21 protein-coding genes are annotated in these 25188 nt (G+C 57.5%); 16 read left to right on the top strand and 5 right to left on the bottom strand.

The genetic code is table 11. The annotated features are described in order from the left end of the window. Positions 1–9 precede the first annotated feature (9 nt). From GQR96_RS08325 to GQR96_RS08335, 3 genes are all read left to right on the top strand, one after another. Positions 10–627 (top strand): DMSO/selenate family reductase complex B subunit, encoded by a 618-nt coding sequence (locus tag GQR96_RS08325; protein WP_004201375.1) that lies wholly within the window; start codon positions 10–12, stop codon positions 625–627. Between the two features lies 1 nt (position 628). Continuing rightward, positions 629–1492, top strand: coding sequence for a dimethyl sulfoxide reductase anchor subunit family protein (locus GQR96_RS08330; RefSeq protein ID WP_065878988.1), 864 nt, complete (start codon positions 629–631; stop codon positions 1490–1492). A gap of 274 nt (positions 1493–1766) precedes the next feature. After that, a complete protein-coding gene (locus GQR96_RS08335) occupies positions 1767–2915 on the top strand; it encodes an MFS transporter (protein ID WP_004201378.1) in 1149 nt (382 codons plus the stop codon). 162 nt (positions 2916–3077) lie between these two features. Here GQR96_RS08335 and pflA read toward each other — a convergent pair whose 3' ends face one another. The 4 genes from pflA to ycaO all read right to left on the bottom strand — a co-directional run bounded on the left by pflA (position 3078) and on the right by ycaO (position 9347). Continuing rightward, the gene (pflA, locus tag GQR96_RS08340) at positions 3078–3818 is read right to left on the bottom strand and encodes a pyruvate formate lyase 1-activating protein (protein WP_002898145.1); all 741 of its coding nucleotides are present in this window, start codon (positions 3816–3818) and stop codon (positions 3078–3080) included. Positions 3819–4009: 191 nt separating this feature from the next. Then, positions 4010–6292, bottom strand: a complete 2283-nt coding sequence (pflB, locus tag GQR96_RS08345; protein ID WP_004201379.1) for a formate C-acetyltransferase — start codon at positions 6290–6292, stop codon at positions 4010–4012. A 51-nt stretch (positions 6293–6343) separates the two neighbouring features. Then, entirely contained in the window at positions 6344–7201 is an 858-nt protein-coding gene (focA, locus tag GQR96_RS08350) for a formate transporter FocA (RefSeq protein ID WP_004201380.1), read from the bottom strand. Positions 7202–7586: 385 nt separating this feature from the next. After that, positions 7587–9347 (bottom strand): 30S ribosomal protein S12 methylthiotransferase accessory factor YcaO, encoded by a 1761-nt coding sequence (ycaO, locus tag GQR96_RS08355; protein ID WP_069734272.1) that lies wholly within the window; start codon positions 9345–9347, stop codon positions 7587–7589. Between the two features lie 115 nt (positions 9348–9462). On the opposite strand from ycaO, the gene GQR96_RS08360 reads away from it, so the two are divergent. The 13 genes from GQR96_RS08360 (at position 9463) to GQR96_RS08420 (ending at position 24426) form a co-directional block, all read left to right on the top strand. Further along, complete coding sequence (locus tag GQR96_RS08360) at positions 9463–10155, top strand: DUF421 domain-containing protein (RefSeq protein WP_004201382.1); 693 nt, start codon at positions 9463–9465, stop codon at positions 10153–10155. 188 nt (positions 10156–10343) lie between these two features. Beyond that, positions 10344–11432 (top strand): 3-phosphoserine/phosphohydroxythreonine transaminase, encoded by a 1089-nt coding sequence (serC, locus tag GQR96_RS08365; RefSeq protein ID WP_069734265.1) that lies wholly within the window; start codon positions 10344–10346, stop codon positions 11430–11432. A gap of 73 nt (positions 11433–11505) precedes the next feature. After that, on the top strand, positions 11506–12789 hold the full coding sequence (gene aroA / locus GQR96_RS08370) for a 3-phosphoshikimate 1-carboxyvinyltransferase (RefSeq protein ID WP_004201384.1): 1284 nt from the start codon (positions 11506–11508) through the stop codon (positions 12787–12789). A 174-nt stretch (positions 12790–12963) separates the two neighbouring features. Continuing rightward, on the top strand, positions 12964–13647 hold the full coding sequence (gene cmk / locus GQR96_RS08375) for a (d)CMP kinase (protein ID WP_004201385.1): 684 nt from the start codon (positions 12964–12966) through the stop codon (positions 13645–13647). Between the two features lie 133 nt (positions 13648–13780). Further along, positions 13781–15454: a 30S ribosomal protein S1 gene (rpsA, locus tag GQR96_RS08380; protein WP_002898162.1), complete on the top strand. Its 1674-nt coding sequence runs from the start codon at positions 13781–13783 to the stop codon at positions 15452–15454. A gap of 151 nt (positions 15455–15605) precedes the next feature. Next, positions 15606–15893 (top strand): integration host factor subunit beta, encoded by a 288-nt coding sequence (gene ihfB, locus GQR96_RS08385; protein ID WP_002898165.1) that lies wholly within the window; start codon positions 15606–15608, stop codon positions 15891–15893. A gap of 202 nt (positions 15894–16095) precedes the next feature. Continuing rightward, entirely contained in the window at positions 16096–18360 is a 2265-nt protein-coding gene (locus GQR96_RS08390) for a ComEC family protein (RefSeq protein ID WP_069734266.1), read from the top strand. A 36-nt stretch (positions 18361–18396) separates the two neighbouring features. After that, positions 18397–20145 (top strand): lipid A ABC transporter ATP-binding protein/permease MsbA, encoded by a 1749-nt coding sequence (msbA, locus tag GQR96_RS08395; RefSeq protein WP_004201387.1) that lies wholly within the window; start codon positions 18397–18399, stop codon positions 20143–20145. Beyond that, positions 20142–21122: a tetraacyldisaccharide 4'-kinase gene (lpxK, locus tag GQR96_RS08400; protein WP_032455788.1), complete on the top strand. Its 981-nt coding sequence runs from the start codon at positions 20142–20144 to the stop codon at positions 21120–21122. The genes msbA and lpxK overlap by 4 nt, the downstream gene beginning before the upstream one ends. Positions 21123–21176: 54 nt before the next feature. Then, positions 21177–22406, top strand: a complete 1230-nt coding sequence (locus GQR96_RS08405; protein WP_065904911.1) for a winged helix-turn-helix domain-containing protein — start codon at positions 21177–21179, stop codon at positions 22404–22406. A gap of 63 nt (positions 22407–22469) precedes the next feature. Next, entirely contained in the window at positions 22470–22652 is a 183-nt protein-coding gene (ycaR, locus tag GQR96_RS08410) for a protein YcaR (protein WP_065904910.1), read from the top strand. After that, complete coding sequence (gene kdsB, locus GQR96_RS08415; RefSeq protein WP_004201392.1) at positions 22649–23395, top strand: 3-deoxy-manno-octulosonate cytidylyltransferase; 747 nt, start codon at positions 22649–22651, stop codon at positions 23393–23395. Before ycaR ends, kdsB begins: the two co-directional genes overlap by 4 nt. A gap of 137 nt (positions 23396–23532) precedes the next feature. Further along, the gene (locus GQR96_RS08420) at positions 23533–24426 is read left to right on the top strand and encodes a YcbJ family phosphotransferase (protein ID WP_004201393.1); all 894 of its coding nucleotides are present in this window, start codon (positions 23533–23535) and stop codon (positions 24424–24426) included. Here GQR96_RS08420 and elyC read toward each other — a convergent pair. Beyond that, a complete protein-coding gene (gene elyC / locus GQR96_RS08425) occupies positions 24403–25182 on the bottom strand; it encodes an envelope biogenesis factor ElyC (protein ID WP_004201396.1) in 780 nt (259 codons plus the stop codon). The two genes, GQR96_RS08420 and elyC, sit on opposite strands and share 24 nt — an antisense overlap. Positions 25183–25188 lie beyond the last annotated feature (6 nt).

Raw genomic sequence — 25188 nt, forward strand, 5'->3', positions numbered from 1 at the left:
GAGTAACCGATGACAACTCAGTATGGATTTTTTATTGATTCCGCCCGTTGCACCGGTTGCAAGACCTGCGAACTGGCCTGTAAGGACTACAAAAATCTGACCCCGGAGGTCAGCTTCCGCCGCATCTATGAATATGCCGGCGGCGACTGGCAGGAGGATAACGGCGTCTGGAATCAGAACGTGTTCGCCTATTACCTCTCCATCGCCTGTAACCACTGCGAAGATCCGGCCTGCACCAAGGTCTGCCCGAGCGGTGCGATGCACAAGCGCGAAGACGGTTTTGTGGTGGTCAACGAAGAGGTCTGCATTGGTTGCCGTTACTGCCATATGGCCTGTCCGTACGGCGCGCCGCAGTATAACGCCGATAAAGGCCATATGACTAAGTGCGACGGCTGTCATGAGCGCGTCGCCGAAGGGAAAAAGCCGATCTGCGTCGAGTCCTGCCCGTTGCGGGCGCTCGATTTCGGGCCGATTGCCGAACTGCGCGCTAAGCACGGCCAGCTGGCGGCGGTGGCGCCGCTGCCTTCGGCGCACTTTACCCGGCCGAGCATCGTGATCAAACCTAACGCCAATGCCCGGCCGTGTGGCGATACCACTGGTTACCTGGCGAACCCGAAGGAGGTGTGATATGGGAAACGGATGGCATGAATGGCCGCTGATGATCTTTACGGTCTTCGGCCAGTGCGTCGCGGGCGGCTTCATCGTCCTGGCGCTGGCGCTGATGACGGGCAAGCTTTCCCGTGAGCAGGAGCAGCGCGTGGTAGGTAGCATGTTCGGCCTGTGGGTATTGATGGGGGTCGGGTTTATCGCCTCGACAATGCACCTCGGTTCGCCGCTGCGGGCCTTTAATTCGCTCAATCGCGTGGGGGCCTCGTCGCTGAGTAATGAGATAGCCAGCGGGGCGATCTTCTTCGCCATTGGCGGGATTGGCTGGCTGCTGGCCGTGTGCAAAAAGCTGCCTGCCGGACTGCGTAGCCTGTGGCTGGTAGTGACCATGGCGCTGGGGGTGATCTTCGTCTGGATGATGGTGCGGGTCTATAACACCATCGACACGGTGCCGACCTGGTATACCGTCTGGACGCCGCTGAGCTTCTTCCTGACGCTGTTTATCGGCGGCCCGCTGCTGGGCTATCTGCTGCTGCGCGTCGCAGGCGTCGACGGTTGGGCGATGCGCCTGCTGCCGGTGGTCACTTTGCTGGCGCTGCTGGCGAGTATTGTGGTGGTCCTGATGCAGGGGATTGAACTCGCCACTATCCGCAGCTCAGTTCAGCAGGCCTCCGCCCTGGTGCCGGATTATGGGCTGCTTATGGCCTGGCGCGTGGTGCTGCTAGCGCTGGCCCTGGCCTGCTGGTGCGTGCCGCAGATTCGCGGCCGCAAGCCGGCGCTCTCGCTGCTCGGCCTGGCGTTTGTTCTGGTGCTGGCGGGAGAGATGATTGGCCGCGGCGTATTCTATGGTCTGCATATGACCGTCGGGATGGCTATCGCCAGTTAATCAGCCTCATCATGCCGGCGCAGGCGTGCCGGCATGATGAAAACGTGCTGTTGATAGATGAAATTTTTCGACTGAAATTAACGCCGGGATTTATTAATAAATTAAGAAAAACAATAGCGTATTATTTGTTGCCTCACCTTTCCCCCTTCTGTGGATAAAAAACTTCTATCGTGCCCTGCAAAACCGCGTCAGGCCTGATTTCAGGTGGATTGACAATGTTTTTAGCGGTGGCATGATGCGCTCGCGATCTGAACATTCCTCACGGTTTTTACCCATGACCATCTACACCCGGCCAGTGCAAATGCTGCTCTGTGGCCTGCTTTTACTGACCCTGGCGATAGCGGTGCTGAATACGCTCGTCCCGCTGTGGCTCGCCCATGAAAATATGCCAACCTGGCAGGTCGGCATGGTGGGGTCATCTTATTTTACCGGCAACCTGGCCGGTACGTTGCTTGCCGGCTGGGTGATCAAGCGCCTGGGGTTTAACCGCAGCTATTATCTCGCGTCGTTAATCTTTGCCGTCGGCTGCGTAGGGCTGGGGATCACCGTGGGCTTCTGGACGTGGCTGAGCTGGCGGTTTATCGCCGGCGTAGGCTGCGCGATGATTTGGGTGGTAGTGGAAAGCGCGCTGGTCTGCAGCGGCACTTCTCGCAGCCGCGGTCGTCTGCTGGCGGCGTACATGATGGTTTATTACGTTGGTACCGTACTCGGCCAACTGATGGTCAGTAAACTACCCACTGATTTAATGAGCGTCCTGCCGTGGGTGACGGGCCTGGCGCTGGCGGCGATCCTGCCGCTGCTGTTTACCCGTATTATGGGACAGGCTGAAGAGCCGCATGAAACAGTTCGTATCTGGCCAATGCTGAAACTGCGCCAGGCGCGCCACGGGGTCAATGGCTGTATTATCTCGGGGATTGTCCTCGGTTCGCTGTATGGCCTGATGCCGCTGTGGCTGAACCATCAGGGCGTCAGCGACGCCGGCATTGGCTTCTGGATGGCGGTGATGGTGAGCGCGGGGATCCTCGGCCAGTGGCCGGTAGGGCGGCTGGCAGACCGCTACGGTCGCCTGCTGGTGCTGCGGGTGCAGGTTTTTGTGGTGATTCTGGGATGTCTGGCGATGCTCAGCCAGGCGGCAATGGCGCCGGCGCTGTTTGTGCTTGGGGCATCCGGTTTCACTCTGTATCCGGTGGCGATGGCCTGGGCCTGTGAGAAAGTGGAGCACCATCAGCTGGTGGCGATGAACCAGGCGCTGCTGATGAGCTATACCATCGGCAGCCTGCTGGGCCCGACGCTGACGGCGATGCTGATGCAGAACTTCTCTGATAACCTGCTGTTTATCATGATCGCCAGCGTGTCGTTTATCTATCTGCTGACCCTGCTGCGCAAAGCCGGGCATCATCCAACGCCGGTGGCGCATGCCTGATCCTGTAACGCGCAGCGTATGCTGCGCGTCATCCGTTTCAATTACCTATGTTTACTGCTGCAGAACTAACCTGTCGCTTTGCATGAGAAGGCAATGGCTGGACGGATACGGCTTCCCACGCCGTTGCAGGCCGGCATAGGTGCTTCACCGGCCCGGACGGGATTAGTACATCACTTTGTGGCCATACTGCTCAAGGATGCCTTTTACCCGCTCCATGGTCTCTTTCTTCGGCGGATGGACGCCGTCCAGCTTGTATTCTTCGCCCATCGCTACCCATTTGTGTTTGCCCAGCTCATGGTAGGGCAGCAGCTCGATTTTTTCGACATTGCCCATATCGCGGGTAAATTCGCCCAGGCGGTGCGCGGAGTCATCATCGTCTGACCAGCCCGGAACCACCACGTAGCGGATCCAGACATTGATATTCTTCTTCGCCAGATACTGGGCGAATTCCAGCGTACGATGGTTAGAGACGCCGACCAGGTTCTGGTGAATCTCATCATTCATCTGCTTGAGATCCAGCATCACCAGGTCTGTTACCTCCAGCAGTTCGTCGATAACCGGATCGTAGCGACGGACAAAGCCGTTGGTATCGAGACAGGTATGAATACCTTCTTTCTTACAGGCGCGGAACCAGTCGCGAACAAACTCCGCCTGCAGGATCGCCTCACCGCCCGATGCGGTGACGCCGCCGCCGGAAGCATTCATAAAGTGACGGTAGGTCACCACCTCTTTCATGAGCTCTTCAACGGTGATTTCTTTGCCGCCGTGGGTATCCCATGTATCACGGTTATGGCAGTACAGGCAACGCATCAGGCAGCCCTGGAAAAAGGTAATAAAGCGGATGCCCGGGCCATCAACGGTGCCACAGGATTCAAAGGAGTGAATGCGACCAATAACTGACATTGCGGTGTTTTCTCCAGATGTGGCCCATCCGGGGCCGTGTTGGTGCACAGCTCAGCGGCTGTGTCGAGTCTGTTTTGACAGATACCCAAAGTATAGATAACTGGCAAAGCAGGCTAGGGCGGGGATTGCTTGTTAAAAAGGCCCCACTGATGTGGGGCCTTTATTGTACGCTTTTTCAGTCAGACAGGGAATTACATGGTCTGAGTGAAGGTACGGGTAATAACGTCCTGCTGCTGTTCTTTAGTCAGGGAGTTAAAACGTACAGCGTAGCCAGATACGCGGATGGTCAGCTGCGGATATTTTTCCGGGTTTTCCATCGCGTCGAGCAGCATTTCGCGGTTCATCACGTTCACGTTCAGGTGCTGACCACCTTCGATGGACGCTTCGTGGTGGAAGTAACCATCCATCAGACCCGCCAGGTTGGTCTTACGAACTTCGTCATCTTTACCCAGTGCGTTCGGTACGATAGAGAAGGTGTAAGAGATACCATCTTTCGCGTAAGCAAACGGCAGTTTCGCTACGGAGGTCAGAGAGGCAACAGCGCCTTTCTGGTCACGACCGTGCATCGGGTTAGCACCTGGTCCGAACGGCGCGCCAGCGCGACGACCGTCTGGGGTGTTACCGGTTTTCTTACCATATACCACGTTAGAGGTGATGGTCAGAACAGACTGAGTCGGGATCGCGTTGCGGTAGGTGTGCAGTTTCTGAATTTTCTTCATGAAACGTTCAACCAGGTCAACGGCCATGTCATCGACGCGAGCATCGTTGTTACCAAACTGCGGATATTCGCCTTCGATTTCGAAGTCAACAGCCAGACCGTCTTCGTCACGAATCGGTTTAACTTTCGCATATTTGATAGCAGACAGGGAGTCAGCAGCAACGGACAGACCCGCGATACCACACGCCATGGTGCGGATAACGTCACGGTCGTGCAGCGCCATCAGAGAGGCTTCGTAGCTGTACTTGTCGTGCATGTAGTGGATGATGTTCAGCGCAGTGACGTACTGTTTAGCCAGCCAGTCCATGAAGTGATCCATGCGCTCCATGACTTCGTCGAAGTTCAGGACGTCGCCTTTGATCGGTTCAGATTTCGGACCCACCTGCATTTTCAGTTTTTCATCCACGCCGCCGTTGATAGCGTACAGCATGGTTTTCGCGAGGTTGGCGCGAGCACCGAAGAACTGCATTTGCTTACCAACAACCATCGGGCTTACGCAGCATGCGATAGCGTAGTCGTCGTTATTGAAGTCCGGACGCATCAGGTCATCGTTCTCATACTGCAGAGAAGAGGTATCGATGGACACTTTAGCCGCGAATTTCTTGAAGCTCAGCGGCAGTTTTTCAGACCACAGGATAGTGATGTTCGGCTCCGGAGACGGCCCCATGGTGTACAGGGTGTTCAGGAAGCGGAAGCTGTTTTTGGTCACCAGAGTACGGCCGTCAACGCCCATACCGCCGATGGATTCCGTTGCCCAAATCGGGTCGCCGGAGAACAGTTCATCGTATTCCGGGGTACGCAGGAAGCGAACCATACGCAGTTTCATGACCAGGTGGTCAACCATTTCCTGCGCGTCTTGCTCGGTGATTTTACCCGCCTGCAGGTCACGTTCGATGTAGATATCCAGGAAGCTGGAGGTACGACCGAAGGACATTGCCGCGCCGTTCTGAGATTTCACGGCAGCCAGGTAACCGAAGTAGGTCCACTGGATAGCTTCCTGAGCGGTGGTTGCCGGACCGGAGATGTCGTAGCCATATTTAGCCGCCATCTCTTTGATCTGGCCCAGCGCACGGTGCTGTTCAGCAATTTCTTCACGCAGACGGATGGTCGCTTCCAGATCTTCGCCGCTTTCCAGTTTCGCTTGCAGTGAGTTGAACTGGGCGAATTTGTCTTTCATCAGGAAGTCGATACCGTACAGCGCAACGCGACGGTAGTCACCGATGATACGACCACGGCCGTAAGCATCCGGCAGACCGGTCAGTACGCCGGATTTACGGCAGCGCAGGATGTCCGGAGTATAGACGTCGAAAACACCCTGGTTGTGAGTTTTACGGTACTCGGTGAAGATTTTTTTCAGCATCGGGTCCAGTTCGCGATTGTACGCTTTGCAGGAACCTTCAACCATTTTAATACCACCAAACGGGATGATCGCACGTTTCAGCGGCGCTTCGGTCTGCAGACCAACGATTTTTTCCAGACCTTTCTCGATATAGCCTGCGTCGTGAGAGGTGATGGTGGAAGCCAGGGCAGTGTCAAAATCAACAGGCGCGTGAGTGCGGTTTTCCTGTTTTACACCTTCCATTACGGTGTCCCACAGCTTGGTGGTCGCTTCAGTCGCGCCAGCCAGGAAGGATTCGTCGCCTTCATATGGGGTGTAGTTTTTCTGAATAAAGTCACGGACGTTGACTTCATTCTGCCAGTCACCTTTCGCAAAACCTTCCCAGGCTGTGGCTAACTTTTCATTAAGCTCGGACATGTAACACCTACCTTCTTAAGTGGATTTTTTATTTACTGCCTGAAACAACCCTTAGTGATGGTCGTTGCCACGCAGGTAAATGACCCAGTATGTCAACCCGACCAGCAGACCCCCGCCGATAATGTTCCCGATAGTTACCGGAATCAGGTTATCAGTGATGAAGTTCATAACGGTCAAGTGAGAGAAACTTTCCGGAGTCGAACCGATTGCGGTCCAGAATTCCGGGCTTGCAAAGTTGCGGATTACGATACCCATCGGGATCATAAACATGTTGGCGATGCTGTGCTCAAAGCCGCTGGCAACGAACATCGCTACCGGCAGGACCATGATCATCGCTTTATCCATCAGGCTACGACCGGAATAGCTCATCCATACGGCGAGACAAACCATCAGGTTAGCGAGGATACCCAGGCTCACGGCCTCCACAAAAGTATGGTGCATTTTGTGGTCAGCGGTCTGCAGGACATTAAGCCCCCAACCGCCGTTGGCAGTCATATATTCGCCTGATAACCACATCAGCAGCACAAACAGCAGTGCGCCCACCAGGTTACCAAAATAGACGTTGAGCCAGTTTTTTGCCAGTTGCCCCCAGGTAATTCGACCGCTGGCTTTCGCCACCACGATCAATACCGTAGAGGTAAAGAGGTCAGCGCCGCAGATAACGCACAGAATCAGACCCAGGGAAAAACAGACCCCACCGATAAGCTTGGCAATCCCATAAGGCATCGCGGCAGTGCCGGTGGTCGCGGTGATATAGAATACGAAAGCGATGGAGATGAAAACGCCAGCGGTGATCGCCAGATAAAAGGTCTTCATCGGATGCTTCGTTGCTTTATAGACACCTGCTTCTTCGGCGACTTTCGCCATCGCGGCAGGGAGCAAAAGATCAAAAGGGTTGTCAGCTTTCACACTAACTCTCTCTTTATATAAGTTGGCGGTGAGATACTAACAAAGCATTATAGAAGGGAAATTGATATAGATCATATCTCACCGGAACTATATGCCTTTTTAGTGTGTGGTTTTTGTGATTTATTGAATTAAGTGATTGAATATTATGAGGAAAATAAATTTTAAAATTTATAAATTATGTTGAATTTTTTCGTTTTCACGCCATTTCTTGAGTTAATTAATATGGAGTATTTTATTTAAAATTAACGAATGGTAAATGTTATATGCGCGTTATTTACTATTAATTAACTTTACAACTACAAACTATAGTGGCCACCTCGTCAGGTGAAATCAACGGAGCCACATTGGGCTCCGTTGTTGGCAACCACGATGGCGCGCTTAGGGCTTATTTTGCCCAGAACGCTGCCTTCGCCCGCTGCAGTTTTTCATAAGCCTTCAGTAGCGACTGATGGGCCGGGAAGGCCTGCAGATCGCTGTCGACAGCCTGGAGGCCATAGAACGGCGCTTCCCCGCTCAGCGCCGCGCTGGCGGCTTCGACCGCCTCGGCGCCGTACATACGGATGAAGGCGTTCAGGTATTGCAGCGGCTGACGCTCCTCTTCCTGGCTCAGCAGCAGCAGGGTCTGCAGGCAGCGATAGTAATTAGCACGTTCGGCGCTGAAGACCGAAGCGTTGAATTCCATGGTCCACTCGGTCCAGATCAGCGCCTGCTCCAGATCGCCGCCGGCCAGGGCCAGCATGGCTTTCAGCTCCCCGACGCGCAGGGTATACCAGCCGTTGTCTTTGCCGGTGGCGAGGCCCAGCAGTTCGCGAACGCGGGTGAAATCATCCAGACCCTCATCGTCCATCTGCTCGATCAGCGCCAGGTAATCTTCTTTTTCCCACTCGCTGCCCGGCAGGGACAGAATGGTGTCGCGCAGATGAGCGCCCATGCTGTTGTTCGCCAGCCACAGATCTTCCGCTGGGTAAATATCCGACATCCCCGGGACGATGATACGGCAGGCGTAAACGCCCAGGTGCTCGTAGTCGGCGATATACACTTCTTTATCTTCGGCCTTGAAGATGGCCATCAGGGTGGCGAACTCTTCTTCTGTGGTGCCGGAGAAGCTCCAGTCAACGAACGGATAGTCGGCATCCTGCTTGAACATATCCCAGGAAATCAGTCCGCTGGAGTCGATAAAGTGGGTTTCAAGGTTAGCGTGCTCGGCGACCTCTTCATCGTCGAAGGTCGGCGGCGTGAAGACGTCGAGATCTTTCAGGCTACGGCCCTGCAGCAGTTCGGTGACCGTACGCTCCAGCGCCACGCCGAAGTCCGGGTGGGCGCCGAAAGAGGCGAAGCAGGTGCCGTTTGCCGGGTTAAACAGCACGACGCAGATAACCGGATACTTGCCGCCCAGCGAGCCATCATAGGCAAAGATCGGAAAACCTTCGGCTTCCAGTTTGGCGATCGACTCCACGACGCCCGGATAACGCGCCATGACCTCCGCCGGGATCTCCGGCAGGCTGATGCTTTCGGCGATGATGCGATTTTTGATGTGGCGCTCAAAGACTTCGGACAGGCCCTGCACGCGAGCTTCATTACGGGTGTTGCCGGCGGACATGCCGTTGGAGACATACAGGTTACCGACGATATTCATAGGAATATAGACCGTTTCGCCGTCGGACTGGCGGGTAAAGGGCAGGCCGCACACGCCGCGCTCATCATTACCGGATTGCAGATCCACCAGCATGCTGGCCGTCAGCTGATCGTCCGGATCGTAGAACGCGAGCAGGCGGGCATCCAGCAGACCTTCCGGGACCTCGTCGTTTTCGGTCAGCGGGAACCACTTTTCGTTCGGGTAGTGAACGAACGGGCCATTAGCGATAGTGTCGCCTAACCAGAAGTCAGCGAAAAAATAGTTGGTGGACAGGCGCTCGAAATATTCGCCCAGCGCGGAGGCGAGGGCTGCCTTTTTGGTGGCGCCTTTACCATTAGTAAAGCACAGCGCGCATTCCTTATCGCGAATGTGAACGGACCACACGTGCGGCACCGGGTTCAGCCACGAGGCCTCTTCGATATCAAATCCGAGGTCGAGCAATTTTTGCTGGAAGCGAGCGATGGAATCTTCCAGTGCGGCATCTTTGCCGGGAATAAACGTTTGGGTCATGGCGATCACTTTTGTCGTACGGAAAGCGCGCAATGATACGGCTTTTATCTGACAGGTGCTATCTCCATCATCTGGCTATGCTTAGAGACATCTTTTAATGCTCAGGGAGATGATAATGAAAGCCTTTGACTGGCAGCGGATGGCGCTCGATAAAGTGCCGGTGGAATTTCTCGGCGAGGTGGCGCTGCGCAGCCTCTACACCTTCGTTCTGGTCTTTATTTTCCTCAAAATTACCGGACGGCGCGGCGTGCGGCAGATGTCGCTGTTTGAGGTGCTGATTATTTTGACCCTCGGTTCGGCGGCGGGGGACGTGGCGTTTTATGACGATGTCCCGCTGTTGCCGGTGCTGGTGGTCTTCGTCACGCTGGCGCTGCTTTATCGCGGCATCATGTGGCTGATGGGACATAGCGAAAAGCTGGAGGATCTGCTGGAGGGGAAACCTATCGTGGTGGTGGAGGAGGGGCAGCTGGCCTGGGAGAAACTGCATGCGGAAAATATGACCGAATTCGAATTTTTTATGGAGCTGCGGGTCAACAGCGTCGAGCAGCTCGGCCAGGTGCGGCTGGCGATCCTTGAAACCAACGGCCAGATCAGCGTGTTTTATTATCCCGATGACGAGGTGAGGGCCGGGTTGTCGATCCTCCCGACGCACTGCACCACGCGCTATACCACTATTCCTCAGGAAGGGATCTACGCCTGCGTACGCTGCAGCATCGTGATGGCGATGCAGGCGGGAGAAAAGCGAATATGTCCCCGCTGCGCAAATGCAGAATGGTCGAAGGCCAGCCGGGCGAAACGGCTCACCTGACAGCAAATATGTCGGTTTTATTACGTCAAGCCGATAGATTCTGTTGTGTGACGGCCGCCGCGTTTTGCCGTCGGCGAGTTTTAGCCATTGCGGACCGTGTCACTGAATGATAAAACCGATAGCCACAGGAATAACTTATGCCCGCGGCGGTTCGCGGGCAAAACAACATAGCAACGTGGTGAGGGGAAATGGCTCAGGTCTATAACTTCAGTTCGGGCCCGGCAATGCTGCCGGCGGAAGTACTCAAACTGGCTCAGCAGGAACTGTGCGACTGGCACGGTTTGGGTACGTCGGTCATGGAAATCAGTCACCGTGGTAAGGAGTTCATCCAGGTGGCAGAAGAGGCAGAACAGGACTTCCGTTCTCTGCTGAACATCCCTTCCAACTATAAAGTGTTGTTCTGCCATGGCGGCGGCCGCGGCCAGTTCGCCGGGATCCCGCTGAACATCCTCGGCGATAAAAACGTCGCTGACTATGTGGACGCCGGCTACTGGGCGGCCAGCGCGGTCAAAGAGGCGAAGAAATACTGCACGCCTAACGTCATCGAGGCGAAAATCACCGTCGACGGCAAGCGCGCGGTCAAGCCAATGAGCGAGTGGCAGCTGACGCCGGGCGCGGCGTATCTGCACTACTGCCCGAACGAAACCATTGACGGTATCGCGATTGACGATACGCCGAACTTCGGCGACGACGTCATCGTGACCGCCGATTTCTCCTCCACTATTTTGTCTCGCGAAATTGATGTCAACCGCTACGGCGTGATCTACGCTGGCGCGCAGAAGAATATCGGCCCGGCAGGGTTGACGCTGGTTATCGTGCGTGAAGATCTGCTGGGTAAAGCCAGCGTGGCCTGCCCGTCAATCCTCGACTACACCGTGTTAAGCGAGAATGACTCGATGTTTAACACGCCGCCGACGTTCGCCTGGTATCTGGCCGGTCTGGTGTTTAAGTGGCTGAAACAGCAGGGCGGCGTCGCCGCGATGGACAAGATCAACCAGCAGAAAGCCGAACTGCTGTATGGCGTGATCGATAACAGCGGCTTCTATCGTAACGATGTGGCGCAAGCCAACCGCTCCCGCATGAACGTGCCGTTCCAGCTGGCGGACAGCGCGCTGGATAAACTGTTCCTTGAAGAGTCGTTTGCCGCCGGGCTGCACGCGCTGAAGGGCCACCGGGTGGTGGGCGGCATGCGTGCCTCCATCTACAACGCGATGCCGCTGGACGGCGTGAAGGCGTTAACCGATTTTATGCTGGACTTCGAACGCCGCCACGGTTAATCGCCCGTTTCTTTCTTCCTCCCCGCGGCCTGTCTGCGGGGTTTTTATTCTGTTTGTTTGAGAGTGAAGTTTGATGGAATCCCTGACGTTACAACCCATCGCACGCGTAGAGGGCACCGTGAACCTGCCAGGTTCGAAAAGCGTCTCCAACCGCGCGCTGCTGCTGGCCGCCCTGGCCCGCGGCACGACGGTGCTGACCAACCTGCTGGACAGCGACGATGTGCGCCATATGCTGAATGCCCTGAGTGCGCTGGGGGTTCAATATACCCTGTCTGCTGACCGTACCCGCTGTGAAGTGACCGGCAACGGCGGCCCGCTGCATGCCGCAGCGGCGCTGGAGCTGTTCCTCGGCAACGCCGGTACCGCGATGCGCCCGCTGGCGGCAGCTCTGTGCCTTGGCAGCAACGATATCGTGCTGACCGGCGAGCCGCGAATGAAAGAGCGCCCGATTGGCCATCTGGTGGATGCCCTGCGTCAGGGCGGCGCTCAGATCGACTATCTGGAGCAGGACAATTATCCGCCGCTGCGCCTGCGCGGGGGGTTCCAGGGGGGCAACGTCGACGTTGACGGCAGTGTCTCCAGCCAGTTCCTGACCGCGCTGCTGATGGCCGCGCCGCTGGCGCCGCAGGATACCGTTATCGCCATTAAGGGCGATCTGGTGTCGAAACCCTATATCGACATCACCCTGCACCTGATGAAAACCTTCGGGGTTGAGGTGGACAACCAGTCTTATCAGCGCTTTGTGGTGCGCGGCAAGCAACAGTATCAGTCACCGGGGGATTACCTGGTGGAAGGAGATGCTTCATCGGCCTCGTATTTCCTCGCCGCTGGCGCCATTAAGGGCGGCACGGTGAAGGTTACCGGTATCGGCCGCGGCAGCGTACAGGGCGACATTCGTTTCGCCGACGTACTGGAAAAAATGGGCGCCACCGTCACCTGGGGCGACGATTTCATCGCCTGCACCCGTGGCGAGCTCAAGGCTATCGATATGGATATGAACCATATTCCGGACGCCGCGATGACCATCGCCACCGCCGCGCTGTTCGCGCAAGGCACTACCACGCTGCGCAATATCTACAACTGGCGGGTCAAGGAGACGGACCGTCTGTTCGCCATGGCGACAGAACTGCGTAAAGTAGGCGCCGAGGTGGAAGAGGGTGAAGATTATATTCGCATCACCCCGCCGGCGACGCTGAAGTTTGCTGAAATCGGCACCTATAACGACCACCGGATGGCGATGTGCTTCTCGCTGGTGGCGCTGTCTGATACGCCGGTGACTATCCTTGATCCCAAATGTACGGCGAAAACGTTCCCCGACTATTTTGAGCAACTGGCGCGGATTAGTACCCTTGCCTGAGTAAAACTTTGTCATCCCGCGGGCTGATGTCCTGTCAGCCCGCTATAATTGCGCAAAACTTCTGCTTTTCATTTCCTGTAGTCCGTAATTTACAAGCAATGCTCACTTTCCGGCGTATTGATGCGTATAATGCGCGGCGTTTATATTCCATGCGCCTTGCTGAAGGAGAAAAAGATGACGGCGAATATTCCGGTAATCACCATTGATGGGCCTGGCGGTGCGGGTAAAGGTACGTTGTGCAAGGCAATGGCGGAAGCGCTGGGCTGGCATCTGTTAGATTCAGGCGCGATCTACCGCGTTCTGGCGCTGGCGGCGCTGCATCATCATGTTGACGTGGAGTCCGAAGAGGCGCTGGTACCCCTGGCTGCCCATCTTGACGTGCGCTTTATTTCTACTGACGGCAACCTGGAAGTGGTGCTGGAAGGGGAAGATGTCAGCGGCGAAATTCGCACCCAGGAGGTCGCGAACGCCGCCTCGAAGGTGGCGGCTTTCCCTCGCGTTCGCGAAGCGCTGCTGCGCCGCCAGCGCGCCTTCCGTGAACTGCCGGGGCTTATCGCCGACGGGCGCGATATGGGCACGGTGGTTTTCCCGGACGCGCCGGTGAAAATTTTCCTCGATGCCTCGGCCGATGAGCGAGCGCATCGCCGCATGCGGCAGTTGCAGGAAAAGGGCTTTGATGTTAACTTTGAACGTCTTTTGTCCGAGATAAAAGAGCGTGACGATCGCGATAGAAATCGCGCCGTGGCGCCGCTTGTCCCGGCTGCCGATGCATTAGTTCTCGATTCAACTGAACTAAACATTGAGCAAGTGATTGAAAAAGCGCTACAATATGCGCGCGAAAAATTGGCCGTTGCGTAAGCCTTAACCGGTAACGCGCCGAAGCCTCCGAATTATAGCAGTACCCCGCGGCAATGGATGGTCAGCGGGTATGTGAAACAACCCCATCCGGCACGGAGCCAGGTGGACGTTAATATTAACCTGAAGATTAAACATGACTGAATCTTTTGCTCAACTGTTTGAAGAATCCTTAAAAGAAATCGAAACCCGCCCGGGTTCCATCGTTCGTGGTGTTGTTGTTGCTATCGACAAAGACGTAGTACTGGTTGACGCCGGTCTGAAATCTGAGTCCGCCATCCCGGCTGAGCAGTTCAAAAACGCCCAGGGCGAGCTGGAAATCCAGGTTGGTGACGAAGTTGACGTTGCTCTGGATGCAGTAGAAGACGGCTTCGGTGAAACTCTGCTGTCCCGTGAGAAAGCTAAACGTCACGAAGCTTGGATCACGCTGGAAAAAGCTTACGAAGACGCTGAAACTGTTACCGGTGTTATCAACGGCAAAGTTAAAGGTGGCTTCACTGTTGAGCTGAACGGTATTCGTGCGTTCCTGCCGGGTTCCCTGGTAGACGTTCGTCCGGTGCGCGACACGCTGCACCTGGAAGGCAAAGAGCTTGAGTTCAAAGTCATCAAGCTGGACCAGAAGCGTAACAACGTTGTTGTTTCTCGTCGTGCCGTTATCGAATCCGAAAACAGCGCAGAGCGCGATCAGCTGCTGGAAAACCTGCAGGAAGGCATGGAAGTCAAAGGTATCGTTAAGAACCTCACTGACTACGGTGCATTCGTTGATCTGGGCGGCGTTGACGGCCTGCTGCACATCACCGATATGGCCTGGAAACGCGTTAAGCATCCGAGCGAAATCGTAAACGTTGGCGACGAAATCACTGTTAAAGTGCTGAAGTTCGACCGCGAGCGTACCCGTGTATCCCTGGGCCTGAAACAGCTGGGCGAAGATCCGTGGGTAGCTATCGCTAAACGTTATCCGGAAGGTACCAAACTGACCGGTCGCGTGACTAACCTGACCGACTACGGCTGCTTCGTTGAAATCGAAGAAGGCGTTGAAGGCCTGGTTCACGTTTCCGAAATGGATTGGACCAACAAAAACATCCACCCGTCCAAAGTTGTTAACGTTGGCGACGTAGTGGAAGTGATGGTTCTGGATATCGACGAAGAACGTCGTCGTATCTCCCTGGGTCTGAAGCAGTGCAAATCTAACCCATGGCAGCAGTTCGCGGAAACCCACAACAAGGGCGACCGTGTTGAAGGTAAAATCAAGTCTATCACTGACTTCGGTATCTTCATCGGCCTGGACGGCGGCATCGATGGCCTGGTTCACCTGTCTGACATCTCCTGGAACGTTGCAGGCGAAGAAGCAGTTCGTGAATACAAAAAAGGCGACGAAATCGCAGCAGTTGTTCTGCAGGTTGACGCAGAGCGTGAGCGTATCTCCCTGGGCGTTAAACAGCTGGCGGAAGATCCGTTCAACAACTACGTTGCTCTGAACAAGAAAGGCGCTATCGTTGTTGGTAAAGTCACTGCAGTTGACGCTAAAGGCGCAACCGTAGAACTGGCTGACGGCGTAGAAGGTTACCTGCGTGCTTCTGAAGCATCCCGTGACCGCGTTGAAGACGCAACTCTGGTTCTGAGCGTTGGCGACGAAGTTGAAGCGAAATTCACTGGCGTGGATCGTAAGAACCGCGTAGTGAGCCTGTCTGTACGTGCGAAAGACGAAGCGGAAGAAAAAGACGCTATCGCTACCGTGAACAAGCAGGAAGACGCGAACTTCTCCAACAACGCCATGGCTGAAGCGTTCAAAGCAGCGAAAGGCGAGTAATCTTTGTCATTCAGGTAATAACAACCTGAATAGTGACGAGTTTACTTGACAGATTGCAGGATTCGTCCTGTAATCAAGCACAAAGGGCGGCTACGGCCGCCCTTGTTTAAGCTGTTAGCTAATTTTTGCCTTGAAGGAAACCGGAGGAATAATGACCAAGTCAGAATTGATTGAAAGACTTGCCAGCCAGCAATCTCACATTCCGGCGAAAGCGGTGGAAGATGCTGTTAAAGAAATGCTGGAACATATGGCCTCAACGCTTGCTCAAGGTGAGCGCATTGAAATCCGCGGTTTCGGCAGCTTCTCTCTGCACTATCGTGCACCTCGCACCGGACGTAACCCGAAAACTGGTGATAAAGTCGAACTGGAAGGTAAGTACGTTCCGCACTTTAAGCCCGGGAAAGAATTACGTGACCGCGCCAATATTTATGAAGGGTGAGTTGCACGACGTGCAACCGGCCTGACGATAAAAGCACCTTCGGGTGCTTTTTTTGTGCCCGCCATTTACGTCCCGCTTCGCAAAAAAAAAGCGCCTGACTGCAAGCGTGACGATTGTCTGGAACGCTGCACGCGCGTCTGAATTCAGCCCGAGGACGTCAGCTTCGCTTTACGTAACACTGCCCGCTCACAGGGAGGTGTTTATGCGTCTACCATGGCTTGCCGGATGCGCCATCATCGCGATACTGCCGCTACTCTGGCTACCCGCGTTGCCGGGCCCGGGCATTCTGGCGTTCGCCGGCGTACTGGCGCTGTTGCTGACCCGTCTGCGCGGGACGGTCATCGCCGTTGTGGCGATGACGCTTCTGCTGATGGTCTGGGGAGTATTGAGCGCATATCAGGCGCTGTGGCCAACGCAGCACCTCACCGGCGCCGCCCGGCAGGCGGAAGTGTTCCTCCACGAGACGGATGGCCAGACTCTGCACCGCGGACAGATTGTGCGCCTGGCGGACCGCTTCCTGTTCCCCCCGGTTGGCGTGACGTTATACGGGGAACTTGCACCAGCCCCCGTCTGTGCGGGGCAGCGCTGGATAATGACGCTGCGCCTGCGGCCGGTGCATGGGCAGCTCAATGACGGAGGCTTCGACAGCCAGCGCTATGCGCTGGCCCAGCATCGGCCGCTGAGCGGGGGGATCGTCGCCGCTTCCGCGTTGGATACCCGCTGCAGTCTGCGCGCCCGCTACCTGGCGTCGCTGACCCGGCGATTGCAGACTTATCCCTGGCATCCGGTGATGCTGGGCCTGGGGATGGGGGAGCGGCTGGTGCTGCCGGCGGAGATCAAAGTCCTGATGCAGAACACAGGCACCTCCCACCTGATGGCTATCTCCGGTTTGCATATTGCCCTTGCGGCTTCCCTGATCGTGCTCCTGCTGCGCGGTTTACAGTCCCTTTTCCCGGGGCGCTGGATCGGCTGGCGGCTACCGCTGCTGGCCGGGCTGGCGGGCGCCGTCGGCTATGCCTGGCTGACCGGTATGCAGCCACCGGCCCTGCGCACTTGCGTAGGGCTTGCAGTCTGTTGTGCTTTACGTTTGTCGGGTCAACGCTGGACGGCGTGGCAGGTGTGGCTCTGCTGTCTGGGGGCGATTCTGGTTGCCGATCCGCTGGCGGTGTTGTCGCAAAGCCTGTGGCTATCCGCCTTCGCGGTGGCGGGGCTGATCTTCTGGTTCCAGTGGTTACCGCTGCCTGACAGTCGCTGGCGCTGGCCGTGGAAAGCGCTGTTCGCCCTCGTGCATTTGCAGGCTGGCGTGACGCTGCTGCTGATGCCGCTGCAGCTGCTGCTCTTCCATGGCATAAGCCTGACGTCGATGGCCGCTAATTTGCTGGCGGTACCGTTAGTGACCCTGCTGGCGGTGCCGCTCATTCTCGCCGGAATGCTCCTGCATCTCACTGGACCGGAGGTGGTGGCGTCGCTGATCTGGCTGGCAGCCGATCGCGTGCTGGCGGTGTTGTTCTGGGGGTTACGACGTTTACCGGACGGCTGGCTGACGCTGGATGCCCGCTGGCTCTGGATCAGTAGCCTGCCGTGGCTGCTGGTGATGGGCTGGCGTTTTCAGAGCTGGCGGTATACTCCGGCGCTGTGCCTGAGTGTGCTGTTTTTGCTGGCGCGGCCATTCAGCCGGCAACCGCCCGCGGACCAATGGCGGGTGACGATGCTGGATGTCGGACAGGGGCTGGCGATGGTGATCGAACGTCACGGCAAGGCGTTATTGTACGATACCGGGCCGGCATGGCCGCAGGGCGACAGCGGTCGACAGGTGATTATCCCTTGGCTGCGCTGGCACCATCTGCAGCTGCAGGGGATTATGCTGAGCCACGAGCATCTTGACCATCGCGGCGGCCTCGAATCTGTGCTGCAGGCTTGGCCGCAGGCGTGGGTGCGCAGCCCTTTAGGCTGGGCGCATCATCTGCCGTGCCATCGCGGCGAACGCTGGCAGTGGCAGGGACTCACTTTCCAGGCGCTGTGGCCGCTGCCGGGCAGCGCGGCAAAGGGAAACAATCACTCCTGCGTGGTGCGAATCGATGATGGTCGCTCCAGCATCCTGCTGACCGGCGATATAGAACGTCAGGCGGAGCAGGCGATGATCAGCCGCTACTGGCAGCATCTGGCGTCTACACTTATTCAGGTTCCCCATCACGGCAGCAACACCTCTTCCAGCGAACTGCTGGTCCGGCGGGTGGATGGCGCGGCCGCGCTGGTTTCCGCTTCGCGCTACAATGCGTGGCGGATGCCCTCGCACAAGGTCGTTCAGCGCTATCGCCAGCGGGGGTATCGCTGGTTCGCCACGCCGCAGCAGGGGCAGATAACGGTGGTTTTTTCTGCAGAAGGGTGGCAAATCCATAGCTTACGGGATCAAGTTTTACCTCGTTGGTATCATCAGTGGTTTGGCGCGCCCGCCGATAACGGGTAGAATATGCGGCTATTTCAACACAAGCTGGTTTATTGAATGCAGAACGATAAAGATCTCTCCACGTGGCAGACCTTCCGCCGACTTTGGCCGATTATTGCACCGTTTAAAGCCGGGCTAATCGTAGCGGCGGTGGCGTTAGTGCTTAACGCGGGCAGTGACACCTTCATGTTATCGCTTCTTAAACCGTTATTGGATGATGGTTTTGGTAAAACGGATCGCTCAGTGCTGCTATGGATGCCGCTGGTGGTTATCGGGCTGATGGTGCTGCGTGGGATCACCAGCTACATCTCGAGCTATTGTATCTCCTGGGTTTCCGGCAAAGTGGTAATGACCATGCGTCGTCGCCTGTTCGGCCACATGATGGGCATGCCGGTGGCTTTCTTTGACAAGCAGTCTACCGGGACGCTGCTGTCACGTATCACCTATGATTCTGAACAGGTCGCTTCCTCCTCTTCCAGCGCGCTGATCACCGTGGTCCGCGAAGGGGCATCGATTATCGGCCTGTTCGTGATGATGTTCTATTACAGCTGGCAGCTGTCGTTGATCCTAATTGTACTGGCGCCGATCGTGTCGGTAGCAATCCGCGTGGTCTCCAAGCGTTTTCGCAATATCAGTAAGAATATGCAGAACACGATGGGGCAGGTCACCACCAGCGCTGAGCAGATGCTGAAAGGGCACAAAGAGGTGCTGATGTTTGGCGGCCAGGAAGTGGAAACCAAACGTTTTGATAAGGTCAGCAATAAAATGCGCCTGCAGGGGATGAAAATGGTTTCCGCCTCGTCTATCTCCGACCCGATCATTCAGCTTATCGCCTCCCTGGCGCTGGCCTTTGTCCTGTATGCCGCCAGCTTCCCGAGCGTGATGGACACCCTGACCGCTGGGACCATTACCGTGGTCTTCTCCTCCATGATTGCGCTGATGCGTCCGCTGAAGTCTCTGACCAACGTCAATGCCCAGTTCCAGCGCGGGATGGCGGCATGCCAGACGCTGTTTGCGATCCTCGATTCCGAGCAGGAGAAAGACGAAGGTACCCGCGTCATTGAGCGGGCGAAAGGCAATCTCAAGTTCGAGAACGTCACCTTTACCTATCCGGGTCGCGAAGTGGCCGCGCTGCGCAATATCAATCTCGATATCCCGGAAGGGAAAACTGTGGCGCTGGTGGGACGCTCCGGTTCGGGTAAATCGACCATCGCCAGCCTGATCACGCGCTTCTACGATGTCGACGATGGGCAGATCCTGCTGGATGGCCATGACTTGCGCGAGTACAAGCTGAGCTCGCTGCGCGACCAGGTAGCGCTGGTTTCACAGAACGTGCACCTGTTCAATGATACCGTCGCCAATAACATCGCCTATGCCCGTACTGAAGAGTACAGCCGCGAGCAGATTGAAGAGGCTGCGCGAATGGCCTACGCCATGGACTTCATCAACAAGATGGACAATGGCCTGGATACCATCATCGGCGAAAATGGCGTGATGCTGTCCGGCGGCCAGCGCCAGCGTATTGCTATCGCCCGTGCGCTACTGCGTAACAGCCCGATCCTGATCCTCGATGAAGCCACCTCGGCGCTGGATACCGAGTCCGAGCGTGCGATTCAGGCGGCGCTGGATGAGCTGCAGAAAAACCGCACCTCGCTGGTTATTGCCCACCGTCTGTCAACCATTGAGCAGGCTGATGAGATTGTGGTGGTTGAAGACGGGCGGATCGTGGAGCGCGGAACGCACCACGACCTGCTGGAGCATAAAGGCGTATACGCCCAGCTGCATAAGATGCAATTCGGCGAATGATCGCGCGCATCTGGTCCGGTGAGTCGCCGCTGTGGCGCCTGCTGCTGCCGCTCTCCTGGCTGTATGGCCTGGTGAGCGCGTTGATTCGCCTCAGCTATCAGCTGGGGTGGAAAAAAGCCTGGCGCGCGCCGGTGCCGGTGGTGGTGGTCGGTAACCTGACCGCCGGCGGCAACGGTAAAACGCCGGTGGTGATCTGGCTGGTGGAGCAACTGCAGCAGCGCGGCATTCGCGTTGGGGTGGTCTCTCGCGGCTACGGCGGTAAAGCCGAACGCTACCCGCTGGTATTAACTGACCGGACCAGTACGGCGCAGGCAGGCGATGAACCGGTGCTCATCCATCAGCGCACCGGCGCGCCGGTGGCGGTCTCTCCGCTGCGCAGCGACGCGGTGAAAGCGCTGCTCAGCGCGCACGAGCTGCAGATTATCGTGACCGACGATGGGTTGCAGCACTATAAGCTGGCGCGGGACCGGGAAATTGTCGTCATCGACGGCGTGCGCCGCTTTGGCAACGGCTGGTGGCTGCCTGCCGGGCCGATGCGTGAGCGGGCATCGCGCTTGCAAAGCGTTGATGCGATTATCGTCAACGGCGGCGTGGCGCGTCCGGGAGAGATCCCGATGCAGCTGCGTCCCGGGATGGCAGTCAACCTGCTCACCGGCGAACGTCGCGATGTCTCTACCTTCACTAACGTAGTGGCAATGGCCGGCATCGGCCATCCGCCGCGCTTTTTCGCCACCCTCGAAAGCTGTGGCGTCCAGCCGGTCAAAACCGTGGCGCTGGCGGACCATCAGGCGCTGAGCCAGGCCGATGTCGCCGCTCTGGTAACCGCCGGGCAGACGCTGCTGATGACCGAGAAAGACGCCGTGAAATGTCGCGATTTCGCCGCTGCGAACTGGTGGTATTTACCGGTCGACGCCATAATGGCCGATGAACGCGCACAGCGGTTGCTTGCGGACTTAGCGACGTTGGCGCAACGTTAACCGACGCGCCGGCTTTGCTCGCCGCTGTGCTGGAATTCCTGACGGAGAACCTGCATGCCGGTATTGCAACTATCGCTTAATGAGGCGCGCCATCTCCATCTCGCGGCGCAGGGGTTATTAAAAAAGCCCCGGCGTCGCGCTCGCCCGAATGACATCCTTTCCACCATCCAGCAGATGTCGCTGCTGCAAATCGATACCATCAACGTGGTGGCCCGCAGCCCCTACCTGGTGTTGTTCAGCCGCCTCGGCAGCTATCCGCAGCACTGGCTGGATGAGTCATTGCGCAGCGGCGAGCTGATGGAATACTGGGCGCATGAAGCCTGTTTTCTGCCGCGCAGCGATTTCGCCCTTGTGCGCCACCGGATGTTGAACCCCGACAAGATGGGCTGGAAATATCATCGCGCGTGGATGGAGGAGCATGCCGGAAGTATTGCAGAGCTGGTGGCGCATATCGGACAAAACGGACCGGTTCGCTCGGCGGATTTTGCCCACCCACGCAAAGGCGCCAGCGGCTGGTGGGAGTGGAAACCGCATAAGCGCCACCTGGAAGGGCTGTTTACCGCCGGTGAAGTGATGGTGGTGGAGCGGCGCAACTTTCACCGCGTGTATGATTTAACCCGGCGGGTGATGCCGCACTGGGACGACGAGCGCGATGCGCTGTCCCGCGACGCTGCAGAGGCCATCATGCTGCGCAACAGCGCCCGCAGCCTCGGCATCTTTCGCCCCCAGTGGCTGGCGGATTACTATCGTTTACGTCAGCCGGCGCTACCGGGTTTGCTGGCGGCCTGGCAGGAAGAGGGCCTGGTTGTGCCAGTCGACGTGGAAGCGCTTGGCGAGATGTGGCTGCATCGCGACGCGCTGGCGCAGCTGGAGTCCGCGCCCGGCGGTAAACTTACCGCCAGCCATAGCGCCGTGCTCTCGCCCTTCGACCCGGTGGTCTGGGATCGGAAGCGCGCTGAGCAACTGTTCAACTTCAGCTATCGCCTGGAGTGCTATACCCCGGCGCCGAAGCGTCAGTATGGCTACTTCGTACTGCCTCTGCTGCACCAGGGGAAACTGGTCGGGCGGATGGACAGTAAAATGCATCGCAAAAGCCGGGAGCTGGAGATCTTCGCCCTGTGGCTGGAGGATGAGGTGAAGATCACCCGTGGTCTGGAGCAGGGGCTGCGCCGGGCGATCAACGACTTCGCACGCTGGCAATCGGCAGACCGGATCCTGTGTCGACGCCTGCCGGAAGGGCTGTTTGTCGGCCAGGAGCGAGGATGGGAAATCGATGCCGATTGATCCCGGCGCCGACCTTCCTGTGTTATGCTGCTGAGAAATCTATCCGGTCCATCAGGAGGAAACATGGATCACCGTTTACTTGAAATCATCGCCTGCCCGGTCTGTAACGGTAAGCTGTATTACAGTCAGGATAAGCAAGAACTTATTTGCAAAATTGATAGTCTGGCGTTTCCACTGCGCGACGGTATCCCTGTGCTGCTGGAGACAGAAGCGCGTCCGCTGGCGGTAGAAGAGAGTCACTCATGAGTTTCGTGGTCATTATTCCTGCGCGTTTCGCCTCCACGCGCCTGCCGGGAAAACCACTGCAGGACATTAACGGCAAGCCGATGATTGTCCATGTGCTGGAGCGCGCCCGCGAATCCGGCGCGGATCGCATTATTGTCGCCACCGATCACGAAGAGGTCGCCCGGGCGGTTGAAGCCGCCGGCGGCGAGGTCTGCATGACCCGCGCCGACCATCAATCCGGCACCGAACGGCTGGCGGAGGTGGTGGAGAAGTGCGCGTTCAGCGATGACACCATCATCGTCAATATCCAGGGCGATGAGCCGATGATCCCCCCGGCTATCGTCCGCCAGGTGGCGGAGAATCTGGCTGCCAGCACCAGCGGAATGGCGACGCTGGCGGTACCGATCCACGATGCGGAAGAGGCGTTTAATCCAAATGCGGTCAAAGTGGTGATGGATGCGCAGGGCTATGCGCTCTATTTCTCCCGCGCCACCATTCCCTGGGATCGCGATCGCTTTGCCCACTCCCGCGACGCCATTGGTGATTCTCTGCTGCGCCACATCGGCATCTATGGCTATCGCGCCGGCTTTATTCGCCGCTATGTCAGCTGGGCGCCAAGCCCGCTGGAGCAGATAGAAATGCTCGAGCAGCTGCGGGTGCTGTGGTATGGCGAGAAGATCCATGTCGCCGTGGCGGCCGAAGTGCCCGGCACCGGCGTCGATACCCCTGAAGATCTGGCGCGCGTCCGCGCTGAACTGCGTTAGTCCTCTGTCCCCTCCTTGCAGGAGGGGATATCCCCACCGGTTTTATGCTTTTTTTGCCCATTTTTGATCTTATCCGATGACAACCCAGGTGCGGGCGCTCATTATGAAATCAGTAGTGTTCATAGGGGTAATCGACAATGGAACAGTTGCGAACCGAACTGAGTCACCTGCTTGGCGAAAAGCTGAGCCGGGTGGAGTGTGTCAGTGAAAAAGCCGCTACGGCGCTGTGGTCCCTGTATGACGCGCAGGGAAATCCGATGCCGCTGCTGGCGCGAAGTTTCACCACCCCCGGCGTGGCGCGGCAGCTGGCCTGGAAGATCTCCACTCTGGCGCGCAGCGGTACGGTGCGCATGCCGGTGGTCTATGGCGTGATGACGCATGAAGAGCATCCCGGGCCGGACGTGCTGCTGCTTGAGCGTCTGCGCGGCGTCCCGGTGGAGGCGCCCACCCGCACCCCGGCGCGCTGGGAGCAGCTGCAGGAGCAGATCGTCGAGGCGCTGCTGGCCTGGCATCGTCAGGACAGCGGCGGCTGCGTGGGGATGGTCGATAATACCCAGGACAATCTGTGGCCGAACTGGTACCGGCAGCGGGTGGCGATGTTGTGGAGCACCCTGAACCTGTATCAGGACACCGGTCTGACCATGCAGGATAAGCGGGTTTTGTTCCGCTCCCGCGAGTGTCTGCCGGAGCTGTTCCGCGATTTCAATGATAATGCCGTACTGGTGCACGGCAATTTCACCCTGCGCAGCATGCTGAAAGATCCGCGCAGCGATCAGCTGCTGGCGATGGTTGGTCCGGGGATGATGCTGTGGGCGCCGCGGGAGTACGAACTGTTCCGTCTCGCGGAGGGGGGCCAGGCCGAGCAGCTGCTATGGCGTTATCTGCAGCAGGCGCCGGTCTCCGAGGCCTTTGTCTGGCGGCGCTGGCTTTATCTGCTGTGGGATGAGGTGGATAGCCTGGTCAATACCGGGCGCTTTGACCGCGCCCGTTTCGACCTCGCCGCAAAATCACTCCTGCCCTGGCTCGCCTGAGCTGCCTTTCAGCCATTGCCAGACGCGACCAAGCGTTTCATAGCCGACCCGGTCGCTGTGCATCAGCCACACCGGTGAAGGAATGACCCGCTCCCACGGATTGAGCGGTGATGTGACCGCCATCTGATTAGCCGGCGCGGGCAGCGGATCCAGACCGGCATGGCGAAAGAAGATCATCGCCCGCGGAAGATGCGACGCCGAGGTGACCAGCAGGAAGGGGGCGTCGCCGATGGCGCCCTTCACCGCCAGCGCTTCCTCTTCCGTATCTTTCGGCTTATCGAGCACGATGATATCGCTGCGCGGTACGCCGAGGCTCTCCGCCACTCTCGCCCCGGCCTCCGCCGTGCTGACGGGGTTGGTTTTTGCCGCCGCGCCGGTAAAGATCATTTTCGATCCCGGATTCTCCTGCCACAGGCGAATGCCCTCCGTCAGGCGCGGCAGGCTGTTGCTGATAAGGTTAGAGCTAGGCGCCCACTCCGGGTTCCAGGTATAGCCGCCGCCCAGCACCACCACGTAGCTCACCGGCTGCTCGCCGCGCCAGGTGGGATAGCGATCTTCTATCGGTTTAAGCAGGCTGTCTGCCACGGGCTGCAGGCTCAGCAGCGTCAGCAGCAGCCAGCCGAGGCTCACGCAAAACTTCCCGGTACGTTGAAAGCGGCTGAACCATAACAGGGCGATCCCGATACCGATCAGCAACAGCAGGGCAGGAAGCGGTAGCAGCAGACCGCCGACGATCTTTTTTAGCGTGAAAAGCATGCCAGA

Origin of the sequence: Klebsiella sp. PCX (assembly GCF_021869705.1) — a bacterium.
Lineage (GTDB): Bacteria > Pseudomonadota > Gammaproteobacteria > Enterobacterales > Enterobacteriaceae > Klebsiella > Klebsiella quasipneumoniae.